Source organism: Nostoc sp. UHCC 0251 (assembly GCF_034932245.1).
Lineage (GTDB): Bacteria > Cyanobacteriota > Cyanobacteriia > Cyanobacteriales > Nostocaceae > Nostoc.
In genome coordinates, this window is record NZ_JAYGHD010000292.1 from 50,079 (window position 1) to 61,835 (window position 11,757).

Genomic DNA, 11,757 nt, shown 5'->3' on the forward strand with positions numbered 1-11,757 from the left:
GCTTAAATTTACCTAGATTCCCGCACTAATCCTAACCAGGAGGCAGAGTAAAAAATCTAAGCTAATTTACTTGACATTACTTCCCGCACACAATACTCTGCAGAGCCAGAATAAGGAAGTAGACCAAGGGATATCTACCAACCATACTCAGCAAATATTTAAGTGTCAATATTTACCTGGCTACCCCTATCCTGAAGGAGCTTGTTGATTACTTCTTGCTGCTGCCTCAATTGCTCCTTCAGTATGTCTATCTCTGATTGCTGTATTTGCTGAATATTGGCTGGTAACTCAGGGTTAATTTGCATAGCCCTATCATTTATGTCTTGGTAATGTTTCTGGCTTACCCTATCACCATGCCCACACCAAGCATTAACTATTTTCTCATCCCGCCCTAAATCAAATATTTGGTGGGTGATAAAAGTATGCCTAGTGTTGTAAGGTTTGAGGTATTTGGTAAGCTTGCCTTGCTTTAGTAGTAGTGGGATAATCCCTTTATTACCATTCGCCCCACTCCAGACTGCCTGAAAATTTGCATCTATTATTATCTTACCTGTCTTTGTTTTAAATACTATTTCATTAGGTTCACCTTGAGGTATGGATTTTAAAAGTTTCCACAGTTCCCCATCTTTAGGTAAAGGAAAACGTCTAATTACACTCTGATTTCCCTTTGCTGTTTTTGTAGGATAAAAACCTTTGGTTCTTCTGTCGTAAGTGCGCCTAATTAAAATTTCTTCATTGTCCCACCTTACATCTCCCCACATAAAAGCAATAGCTTCTCCTGTGCGTACCCCAGTAAGAAACTTAAACTTAATGAAGTTATGCCAGTGCATTGTGTGCTTAACACTCTCAAGGATAATTAGTACCTCATCCCATCTATAGGCTTTTGACCTATCTAAGATATCCTCATCACTTTCTGTTTCAACTTCATTTTGGGTTTTACCTTTAGCCCCCAGATGTTTGATTTCATCTGACATACCATCAAAGGGGTCATAATTTATTAGCTTACTTTTTATGGCAAGTCTATAAGCTTTTGATAGATGGCTGATTAACTTTTTAACACCAGGTAAGTTTCTATTTTCTACTAACCAGTTTCTAATTTTTACTGCATCCTCAGATTTTGTAGCTTCTAAGGCTGACTTAAGAAAATTGGTGAAAGTTTCTCTAAAAGCTTTGGAATAAGTTGTTTCCTTTAATCCTGGTTTTATAACCTCACAATACCTATCCCAAATTTCCATTAGAGATAACTCAGGTTTAGGAGGTAATTGGTCATCTGAGGTTACAGTGCTATTTGCCAACTTCAGATTTGACCTTAACCCATATTTCTTTAGAATCTCCTGGTAGTGTCCTAAGTTGAAGTTGCCTTGACCATCATCAAACTCACCTTCCTCAAGCTCTATTTGTAATTTACGTTGTAGTTTATTAGCTGTAGATTCCCACCCATTTTCTAGGGGAATGCCAGTGGCTAGCTTGATTTGGTTTTTGTTGCAGTAGTTTCTAGGGAAGCAAGCTTTTACTATCCCTGAATCAACCCTAACTGTTACTTGCCCCTTCTTTGCCCTACCTTTAACTGTTTTAAGGTTATTTACCATAATGCTCAAAAGATGCTCAAAAGAGCTAAGATTAGTTCTGAAGTGAACGCAATATAGGCATTATAGAGGTTAAATGGGTTTCTTGCAGATTTCGCACGAAGTTAGGTTGATTCAAGGTTGGACAAACAACAGGCTACATATCCATTTTGATCTAATTCCAAGACTGTTAGCCTGTTTTGCCAAATTAGGCAAGATATTCCGAATCGCCAACAGCAACAAGGTTGGGGCGCAAAAGTTATCAATCGTCTTGCAGAAAGCTTTTCCAGAGATGAAGGGCTTTTTGGTTTGCAACCTCAAGTATATGCGGGCATTTGCCGAAGCTTATCCAGAGCAGCAGTTAGTGCAACAGGCTGTTGCACTAATTCCTTGGGGCCATAGTGTTCGGATTTTGGATACTATTGTTAAAGACAAATTGTAAATATCGTTCAAAAGTTTTAACGCACAGCCTTTTGTCGCTGATGCTGTAAAAACCACTCATACAAATCTGGATTATTATATGTCTGCGTCCATGAGTCGTGAGCGGCTTCTGGGTAAACTGTAAATTTCACGTTCCCATCGCGGGCTTTGAGCGCGGAAACCATGATTTCAGACTCACTTAAGGGGACTACATTATCTTTGGCTCCGTGAAATGCCCACACAGGAAGATTTTGAAATTTACCTGCTGCTTGTGGATTACCACCACCACAGATAGGCGCGATCGCTGTAAATCGTTCTGGTTGTGCTGCTGCTAGATGCCATGTTCCATAACCACCCATGCTTAAGCCGGTCAGGTAAAGCCGATCTGGATCGACAGGATAGGATGCAATAACCTTATCTAGAAGGACACTCAATCGCTCTACATTCCAATATTCACCACGCGGACATTGGGGTGAAATGACAATAAAGGGAAAATCCGGGTGTTGTTCTACAATCTTGGCAATGCCGTGCCTTTTCACATCATCTAAGTTAGAACCTCTCTCACTCGCACCATGTAAAAACAGGATTGTTGGCAAAAGTGGGTGTTGTCTTTGGGTGCGTAGGCGTAGCCCGTCGTAGACATCGCCTTCGTCTAGACTTAGCTCATCTGGTAAAAATAGCAGGTAGTTGTAGCCGCTGATAGAAGTAACTTGTCGTTGTAGTGACGGCATAACACTAGAAAATTTTGTTAGTTCAACGTTTGCGAACAGCAATAGTATAACTTGGTCGCTGTGTTGCTTCTCGTTGAGTTTTAACTAACCGAAAGTCATTATCTATATATAGATGTTCTAGAAAAGAAGTAGCTAGGTAGGCTTTTTCAAATTTCTTGACAGTATTTCTGTCCATATCTTTTAATTTAAGTTCTTGCCGTAAGTCTATGTTTGCGGCTGCTTCCTTAAATTTAGATTCGACTGTTGTTGTAAACCATTCGTCTGCATCATCAATTGTCAATGGAATTTCTCTATTCTTCAATGCCTGGAATATTCCAACATTTCTAATATCCCACTGCTCATCTCGAATGGAATACTTTTGCAACACCATTAAGTCGCAAGCTGGTAGCCTTGATGCAAATTTTTGCCAAAAGCCAGACTGATGTCCTGGCGCATAACGGGCAATATTTGCATAGTAACCATCATTATGAAAAATTTGGTAAGACTGCTCGTGTATCCTACCAGGTAAAATATCTTGAAAAGGTATAGTAGACCATATTGGCATCCATACTCCCCTGATAATGGGCACTTGTTCTGCAACTTTGTTAAAAGGGTTACGTCGGCTCAACTCTGCAAAATATGGTGCTAATTCCTTTTTATAAAATTCTACTTTGGTCTTTAACGGCTCTACATGGCGACCTTTAACAAGCTCTAAAATTTGATTTTTAATTTCTGGCGTACTCCAATATGCCAACTCTTTGGTAGTTGTGACATTTGCCATTACAGTCCATCCTGGGAGAATTTCCAGATTTTGATTGCGTCATTAATTAATAGACTAACTCGATCAAAGAAGACAGATACGGGGACGCAAAGAAACAACTCTCTCTGTCCTTGTGTCCCCGTCCGTGTTTCTTCAATGAAGGGCTACCACCAAACTCGATTTCCATTTTCGTCAACTCGTGCTTCCCGAATTACGTCAGAAATCTCTTCAGCATCTTTAACGTGGTGGAGTGCTTTCTTTTCGCCGTCGGGTTCATCTACAACGAAGTAAGTCGGGACTGTGATCTTATCACCTGTAATATCGGGTACATCATCAACAGCTACTTGTTGAGCCTTTTCTTCAACAGATTGCGACTCATCAGCGATTTTATCTCCTGGATTCACTGTTAAGTTTCTTTCATTGACATTCGGTTCTTGGCGTAAATGTGTATCCTCACTTACTGGTTGATTAATTCGATTTTCTTGATTTTTATCAGTCATAGCTTTTTCAGGTATTAAAAAATGTAGCTTTACTAAATAACATTTTAGAAAATCGAGGATACAAAGAGTTCTTTCTCTGGAGAGACTTTAGTAAGAACACGTCTTAGGTTAGATATTTACTCTGATCAATTTACTTCTTTAGTTGAAATGGGGTATATTTGCCCCCCAATGCTTCGACAATTGTACGCGTATTCGCTTCCATCATTTTGATGTAAGAATCTCCTTGGCTTCCCTTAGCACCAATTGAATCAGAATATAGTTGATTTGATGCTAATTTTACCCCTGCTTCTTGAGCAACAGTTTTAATTAAAGCTGGGTTAATTGTAGTCTCAGCAAAAATTGCAGAAACACCTATTTTTTTAATTGACTCTACCAATCTTTGGACTGTTTGAGCGCTTGGTTGTTCTTCGGTACTAATGCCAATTAAAGTACCTGCGATCGCAATTCCATAAGCACGTCCATAATATTGGAATGCATCATGGGTTGTCACTAGTTGACGCCGAGGTTCAGGGATAGTTTGAATCTGTTGATTAATCCAACTATGCAATTGTTTTAATTCATTATTTAGTTGCGATGCCCTTTGAGTAAATTTTTCTCTGTCTTCAGGTGATAACTCAATCAAACCATCCCGAATCGCATTCGTCATTGCGATCGCATTTTCTGCACTACCCCAAACGTGTGGATCTGGCACAACTTCTCCTTTGCCTTTATCAAGCTGCAAAGATTTGACAGCTTCCCCTACAGCTAATTTTTGCGCCTTACCACCAGAAGCATTCATTAATTTAATCAGCCCCGGTTCTAGGTTGTAGCCGTTATACAAAATCAAGTCAGCTTCTTCTAAAACTCTGCTGTCTGCTGGTACTGGTTCGTAAACATGGGGATCAGTACCCGGTTTTAGGATTGCACTTAGTTGAATTTCGTTTCCTGCAACCTCTTGTGCCAAATCAGCAATGATCGTACTAGTTGCAACCACTCGCGGCTTATCTCCGTTGATAGTGTTGGAGTTAGAGTCTTTCTGGGTACAACTGAATAAAGCCAAAGGCAAAAGTATCCCCAAAAGCCGGAAAATCATTTTTCCCTTCATCCTGCTGATTATTGCTTTGCCGTAAGGATTACTGCCGTCTATCTCTAGTATTAGTTTCATTTATCTTGGATATTACATCTAATTATAGATTTTTTCATATTTCTCTCATTTTTATAGTAAGCTCAAGAAATAAATATTTAAACCCGATTATGATAAACCTCTCTTTTCCGGCAAAATATCGCGTATCCCAGACAAAAATAGAGGAAATGCCTGCAAAAACTATCAAAGCTCTTGATATGAGTTCTACAGCAGCAATTAGCATTGCTCATCTAGGGGTACATTACCGAACACAAGAAGCTTTAAGGGACGTTAACTGTATCATCAAACCGGGAAAACTGACGGGTATTTTTGGCCCCAACGGTGCTGGCAAAAGTACGCTGATGAAAGCAATGTTAGGCTTGGTTCCCGCAAGTAGTGGTACGGTGCTATGCCAAGGCAAACCCTTGATGCAACAATTAGATAAAGTTGCTTATGTACCACAACGTAGCCAAATTGACTGGACTTACCCTGCCACAGTCTGGGATGTAGTCATGATGGGACGGGTAAAGAAAACGGGTTGGTTGCGTAGCTTCTCGACAGTTAGTCGCCAAGTAGCAAAAAATGCCATAGAAAGAGTTGGGATGAGCGAATATTGCGATCGCCCCATTGGACAATTATCAGGAGGACAACAACAACGAGTATTTTTAGCCCGTGCTTTAACACAGCAAGCAGAAATCTTCTGCTTTGATGAACCTCTAGTAGGCATTGATCAAAAAACTCAGTCAGTGGTTTTTGAAGTCTTTCATGAACTCGCCGCCGATAATAAAATAGTGCTAGTAGTTAACCACGACTTAGGCGAATCAATCACCCACTTTGATGATTTAATATTACTAAATCGTGAATTAATCGCCACAGGTTCACGGCAACAAGTACTTACACAAGAGAATCTACAACTTGCTTATGGTGGTAAAGTAATGTACTTTTCTGATGCTGCATAAAACCAATTCGCAATTCGCAATTCGCAATTCGCAATGGGCTACGCCCCGCTCCGCTAACGCAATTAATTCAGCCCGACACTAAGGGTGGGGTTTTTACCTGCCTTGGGAAACAAGGATTTTTTCGCCCACCAGGGGCGAGGTTTTAAACCTAACTTTTTCCAATAAAATATCATTGGTAGCGAATGACAAATGACAAATGACAAATGACAAAATATGTTACAAGTATTAATTGAACCGTTGCAATACGGCTTTATGCAGCGATCGCTCGTGATTGCGATTTTAGTTGGTATGTTGTGTGCAGTTGTAGGTAGCTACTTGATGGTGCAACGACTAGCATTGCTGGGTGACGCTATCAGTCACTCAGTTTTGCCCGGACTAGCGATCGCTTTTATGGTAGGAGCAAATATATATGTTGGGGCATTTATTGCCGGAGTGATCAGTACAATGGCGATCGCCTGGATTAGAGTGCGATCGCCTATCAAAGAAGATGCGGCAATGGGCATAGTTTTTTCGGCATTTTTTGCCCTTGGTATCACCTTAATTACTGTTATTCAAAAAGATAACAAAATCGATCTAAACCACTTCCTTTTCGGTAACATTCTTGGTGTTACCATTGATGAAGTGCGGGATACTGCTATTATTGCCACTATTGTTTTAATAGTTGTTGTTTTATTATATAAAGAACTTTTATTTTACACCTTTGATCCTTTAGGCGCTCAAGCCGCAGGTTTGCCCGTCAATCGGCTGAACTTTGGACTTATGGTGCTAATAGCTTTAACAATAGTCGCCAGCATGAAAGCTGTCGGTGTCATTTTAGTTTTATCACTTTTGATTACACCGGGAGCCACCGCTTATTTATTAGTCAAACGTCTTAACTATGTAATGATTTTGGGTGCGGGAATTGGCATAGTTTCTAGTATTAGCGGTATGTACCTCAGCTACTTTTATAACTTGCCCTCTGGCCCTGCGATCGTTTTAGTAGTATCAGGATTGTTTATTTCGGCATTGTTATTCAGTCCTAGATACGGGATTTTTACCTTGAGTAGCAGAAAGCTTACGCCATAATCAAAGAACCTTCTGCCGACGCTCGCGGACTCGCTAACGCTGCGCTATCCTGCCTTCTGCCTTCTTCAAGCAATGTATTACTTAGGAAGTCTCAAATGTCGCACAAACAATTTATTTATTACTGCCAAAAATGCTTCCCTTCCATCTTGGTACATGCTGCTGTACGTGTAGTGGTAATCATTTGTCTAACAGTAGGAGTGTTGGGCATTTTGGGAAGCACTGCTCCTACGAGTAATGCTCAAGCTGTTTTTCCTGGTTCTATTGCAGCTAATGCTCAACTGCTAAGTACCACCAAGGATATGCAAGATCAACAGACAGCATTAAAATCAACGGCGCTCAATGCCACTGTATATCATAGTCCCGATTGTAATTGTTGTGGCGGGTGGATTGACCACTTAAAGACACAAGGTTTTCAAATCACAGACTTTTCCACGCCTGACATCGAAACAGTCAAACAAAAGTACAACGTGCCAGATAACTTGTCATCTTGCCACACAGCAATTGTTAATGGATATGTCATTGAAGGACATGTCCCAGCAGACGACATCAAACGTCTGCTTCAAGAAAAGCCGAATATTACTGGTTTATCTGTTCCTCAAATGCCCGTAGGCACTCCTGGGATGGAGATGGGGAATCGAAAAGACCCGTTTTCTGTGTTTTCTTTTGATCACAAGAACTCAGTTGCGGTATTCAATAAATATCCATCCTCTTGATGTAATCTCGTTGTGTTCAAAGGATGTTTTAAAAGTTTATTTTCATGTGTCTTGGCGATTTCTAACCGCCAAAGCCTTTTAAAACATCCTCACATTAACTGAATCAGTAGTGAGAAATCTTAGTGGTTAGAACCAGCTTTGAGCAACTGCGACAAATGATTTAACCATCTCCTAAACCAGAAGCGAGATGCTGCACTTGCAATATTTTGAGAAAGAAGCTCAATCGCATGATTACAATCTTGCAGGCTTGCATCGAGTCCCATTGCGTGATAGATTTCGCGGGCATGGCAAAATGCATCCATCGCTTCTGATTCTCGATTGATTCTTTCTAACACCAGAGCCAAATTAAACCAGGCGTTTGCTTCTGCATTTTGGTCATCAAGACTTCTTCTGATCTCTAATGAATACTGATGAAACTCAACCGCCCTTTGGTACTGCCCCAGACCATTATAAGCATTGCCCAACGCACTTAAGGCCATGCCTTCCCCGTTGCAATCGCGGATTAATCTTGCCAGTTCTAACCATTGCTGGTACAACTCAATTGCCATCTGGTAATGGCCCAACGATTCATAAGTATTGCCCAAACTTCCCAGACAAATGCATTCCCCAGTCCAATCGCCTATTTTGTTGGTGATACTCAACCATTGCTGATAACACTCAATCGCTTGCTCATACTTGCCCAGATATTCGTAAGTATTGCCCAAACTTCCCAAGCAAATGCCTTCCCCGGTGCGATCGCATATTTTCCTAGTGATACTTAACCACTGCTGATAAAATTCAATCGCTCGCTGGTATTTCCCCAATGATTGGTAGGCGTTACCCAACCCAGATAAAGATTTGGCAACGCCTGCCTGATCGCCTATTTCTTTAGCTATATCCAACCACTGCTGATAAAACTCAATTGCCAGGTGATACTCGCCTAGTGAGTGGTAAGCATTACCCAAACTTCCTAAACAAACGACTTCCCGATTGCGATCGCCTATTTCTCTGGCTTTGTGCAAGCACCGCTTTTCAAACTCAATGGACTCGATGTTATTTAAGCTCCCGGATCTAATTACTTCTGTCATTCTCTATAGAAAACGAAATTTGTGGTCGATAGGCTGTCGATTATACAATTTTCTGTGGCTTTAGCCCACTAAAAATGCCACTTATCTCAAAATCTAGAAATTGTTTTTCAATATCTAACTTTCTTTTATACACAGCAATTTCTGTGTATAAAAGGCTTTGATTTATCTTGGTAACAAGCGCACGAATATACTATAATTAAAAATTTCGCTTTCTATAAAGTTATAAACAAAACCAAATCAATCAGCAGCAGCATAATCAGGCAATGCGTTGAGTTGTAAATTAACAGCACTGAGATAATTTTGGTCGCTTAAAACTTGTGATGGTAATTTATCTGCATTAACAGCAGCCTTAACCAAATCTTTTGCAATAATATTTCTGTTCAGGGTTTTAAATACTAGCTCTCCTCCGCTCGGAATACCGTGCTGCTTTAAACCTCCCTGATAAGCAAAAGTAACTAGATTGAAAGGCTGGAGATAATTAACAGAAGTAGAATTACTGGAAGCTATTTCACTACTGTTGTTAGCCACTGGTTGAGCGCTAGCGATTCCAGGTACAAGAGTAATAGAAGCAAAAATAAGTGCAGAATTTATTAAGGTAACAAGTTTCATAACGTTTTTCTTAGGTAAAATGCGATTAATGTTCTTTAGTAATAGATTCCTCTTTATTATTAATCTCAGCTTCCTTCAGTCAGGTCACCTGATTGGTTGATATATGACTCACCCAAAAGGGTGAGCTAATTGAGGGTTACAAGGAACAATAGAGATTCCTTTAAGTAGAGACACAGAACAGATTGGTTGAAGTTTTCAATTACTTAACTGAGGCGAGTTGAACATTTATGCAATTTTCTATTCGCCTCTTGAATTCCCCTAACAAGGCAAAAATTGCCGCGATCGCACAAATTCCGGCATCAAGCGATCGCAGCAATTATCAAGTCTCCCAAGATTAGCTAAATTATGATTCTTCAAACAGGCGATCGCCTTTATGCAACCGATAAGCAATTTGATAGGTTTGTCCTTGCGATCGCATTGTCGGCGCGTGTGCTGCTAGATAACGAGCAGCAGCAACTAGTACATGAATACCAGCAGCAGTTTGACCTAACAGCGAGTATTGTCTAAAAGCTGCTTCTATTTCCTGAATCACATGAAACTCCCGATTTTCCCGCAGCATCATCTTACCCAACATTGCCATCAACCGTTCAACAGAGCCGCCACTATACAAATAATCAGCCACTAACTGACCTGTCTGATTTACTTGCTGTTGGCGATTTAATAAATCTGGTAGTTGGTTGAGCAATTCTTCAGGATTTTGAGCAGAGTCTTTTGGTTCTGGAAGTCTTGCTGGTGGCACATTCAAAAAACGATTCAAATATACACTCATGGCAGCATCAAACACTCCTCGTAATAGTTCCAGCGAAGGCACTCGTCGTAATCCTTGATGGACTGCATTGGCAAAAGTGAACGGATGGTGCGCCGAATTCCAGTCCCCAAAATCGTTGTTAGTGTGGAAGCGAGCTACCCGCAGTGCTGCTGTGTAAGTAACTACACTTGCCAATTGTTCTTCAGTACAACCAGCTTCCAGAGCGCTCAGAAGAGAGTTGACAATTTTCTCTGGGTTTTCCCCTAACAAAATCGGCACTAATTCCTCTTGACCTGACCAAGTTCCATGTCGAGGTCGTCCTGTTGCCAAAGCTATAGGTAACTGCTCAAAGACAGACTCCAGAATTGCGACCAAATCCACCGGATAACGCCAGGAATTGGATTCTTCCATGCGGGAAGCAGTTGCTAAACCAGAAACTAGACTCGCCAAAACTGAATCTGCCCCTTGCCAACCAACGGCATCTAGGGCTTCCAGCGCTTTGTTAATGAAGTCGAGTGCATGACCACTATCGATGTAACGGTGGTCTGTGGCAGCTGTAAACAGCATGTCTGCAATTTGCTCAGAATTAGCTCCCGCCTGAATTGCAGATATCAGACATCTCTCTGCTGCTTCACTATCCCGCACCTCAATAAACTGGCAAAACCAGCTTTTGAGGGTATTCAAGTCAACGGTAGAATTGGGCAACGGATGAACTACAAAGTGAGGCGGTGCTCCAGCGCTATCACTAGCTACTGCTGAAAGTCCTTGGAAAAGGGCGCGGGGTTTGTCTTCTGCATCCAGATAAGGCAGTAAATTCATCATGCAAGTATGGATGGTTAAGCCTGTACTCCAGCCTGCTTTGTTGTAACGCGTACCAAATTCCAGTCCCACCTGAAATGGTTCGGTAATATCTGCCCCCATGTCTAGTAGTGCGATCGCTGATTTGGCAATAACTAAGGAAATACTCTGTTCTAAACCATCCTGAAGACGTTGGCAGTGGTGAGCATGAAGGTCAACTAGAGGAGCTAGATTTACCCAAACTTCCCCATCACGGATTTCTACATCAAAGGAGGGAACATCATCTGCCCAAGAGTCAAATGTTCCGCCGCTAGCGAGGTCGAAGCGGGCATAGTGCCAAGGGCAAGTCACAATGCCATCTTTGCAAGTACTACCGTGAAGCGGAAAGCCCATATGAGGACAACGGTTATCTATTGCATAGACTTTATTATCTGAGTAAAACAGAGCTATGGTGTGTTTTTCGCTGCGAACTAACAAACTACCTGCTACTTGAACATCTGCAAATTTAGCAACACGGATGTATTTGTTTTTGTGGGTTGGCGCTGCAAGTTTTTGAGTCATTTCACTTTTCAACCAAAGGGATGTAAAAACTCCTACTTTTACTCTGGCGAACTTTTAACGGTTTGAGCAGCGATGCAAGTCTAATTTTTGTTAACTATGGGTATTTGCCAAGAAAGGTCAGCAAGCAATACTACTCGGGTTTTGCATTTTGAACCCAAAGTTTGGTTTTGGGAAAGGGTT

At 41.1% G+C, this 11,757-nt stretch carries 12 protein-coding genes; 4 read left to right on the forward strand and 8 right to left on the reverse strand.

What is annotated here, in order from left to right; genetic code table 11:
* Positions 1 to 158 precede the first annotated feature (158 nt).
* A complete protein-coding gene (locus VB740_RS20655; RefSeq protein ID WP_323201788.1) occupies positions 159 to 1,589 on the reverse strand; it encodes a tyrosine-type recombinase/integrase in 1,431 nt (476 codons plus the stop codon).
* A gap of 73 nt (positions 1,590 to 1,662) precedes the next feature.
* Between VB740_RS20655 and VB740_RS20660 the strand changes: the two genes are divergently transcribed.
* The gene (locus tag VB740_RS20660) at positions 1,663 to 2,007 is read left to right on the forward strand and encodes a DUF1016 N-terminal domain-containing protein (RefSeq protein WP_323201789.1); all 345 of its coding nucleotides are present in this window, start codon (positions 1,663 to 1,665) and stop codon (positions 2,005 to 2,007) included.
* Positions 2,008 to 2,023: 16 nt separating this feature from the next.
* Here VB740_RS20660 and VB740_RS20665 read toward each other — a convergent pair whose 3' ends face one another.
* The 4 genes from VB740_RS20665 to VB740_RS20680 form a co-directional block, all read right to left on the reverse strand.
* Positions 2,024 to 2,716: a prolyl oligopeptidase family serine peptidase gene (locus tag VB740_RS20665; protein WP_323201790.1), complete on the reverse strand. Its 693-nt coding sequence runs from the start codon at positions 2,714 to 2,716 to the stop codon at positions 2,024 to 2,026.
* 22 nt (positions 2,717 to 2,738) lie between these two features.
* A complete protein-coding gene (locus VB740_RS20670) occupies positions 2,739 to 3,476 on the reverse strand; it encodes a hypothetical protein (RefSeq protein WP_323201791.1) in 738 nt (245 codons plus the stop codon).
* A 143-nt stretch (positions 3,477 to 3,619) separates the two neighbouring features.
* Entirely contained in the window at positions 3,620 to 3,955 is a 336-nt protein-coding gene (locus VB740_RS20675) for a hypothetical protein (RefSeq protein ID WP_323201792.1), read from the reverse strand.
* 130 nt (positions 3,956 to 4,085) lie between these two features.
* The gene (locus tag VB740_RS20680; protein WP_323201799.1) at positions 4,086 to 5,039 is read right to left on the reverse strand and encodes a metal ABC transporter substrate-binding protein; all 954 of its coding nucleotides are present in this window, start codon (positions 5,037 to 5,039) and stop codon (positions 4,086 to 4,088) included.
* A gap of 206 nt (positions 5,040 to 5,245) precedes the next feature.
* Here VB740_RS20680 and VB740_RS20685 point away from each other — a divergent pair, with 206 nt between their 5' ends.
* The 3 genes from VB740_RS20685 (at position 5,246) to VB740_RS20695 (ending at position 7,794) form a co-directional block, all read left to right on the forward strand.
* Complete coding sequence (locus tag VB740_RS20685) at positions 5,246 to 6,016, forward strand: metal ABC transporter ATP-binding protein (RefSeq protein ID WP_416290284.1); 771 nt, start codon at positions 5,246 to 5,248, stop codon at positions 6,014 to 6,016.
* Between the two features lie 213 nt (positions 6,017 to 6,229).
* The gene (locus VB740_RS20690; RefSeq protein WP_323201794.1) at positions 6,230 to 7,081 is read left to right on the forward strand and encodes a metal ABC transporter permease; all 852 of its coding nucleotides are present in this window, start codon (positions 6,230 to 6,232) and stop codon (positions 7,079 to 7,081) included.
* A gap of 95 nt (positions 7,082 to 7,176) precedes the next feature.
* A complete protein-coding gene (locus VB740_RS20695; protein WP_323201795.1) occupies positions 7,177 to 7,794 on the forward strand; it encodes a DUF411 domain-containing protein in 618 nt (205 codons plus the stop codon).
* 119 nt (positions 7,795 to 7,913) lie between these two features.
* Here VB740_RS20695 and VB740_RS20700 read toward each other — a convergent pair whose 3' ends face one another.
* The 3 genes from VB740_RS20700 to VB740_RS20710 all read right to left on the reverse strand — a co-directional run bounded on the left by VB740_RS20700 (position 7,914) and on the right by VB740_RS20710 (position 11,577).
* On the reverse strand, positions 7,914 to 8,861 hold the full coding sequence (locus tag VB740_RS20700; RefSeq protein ID WP_323201796.1) for a tetratricopeptide repeat protein: 948 nt from the start codon (positions 8,859 to 8,861) through the stop codon (positions 7,914 to 7,916).
* A 237-nt stretch (positions 8,862 to 9,098) separates the two neighbouring features.
* Positions 9,099 to 9,470, reverse strand: a complete 372-nt coding sequence (locus VB740_RS20705) for a hypothetical protein (RefSeq protein WP_323201797.1) — start codon at positions 9,468 to 9,470, stop codon at positions 9,099 to 9,101.
* A gap of 343 nt (positions 9,471 to 9,813) precedes the next feature.
* Positions 9,814 to 11,577, reverse strand: a complete 1,764-nt coding sequence (locus VB740_RS20710) for a Rieske (2Fe-2S) protein (RefSeq protein ID WP_323201798.1) — start codon at positions 11,575 to 11,577, stop codon at positions 9,814 to 9,816.
* Positions 11,578 to 11,757: the final 180 nt, after the last annotated feature.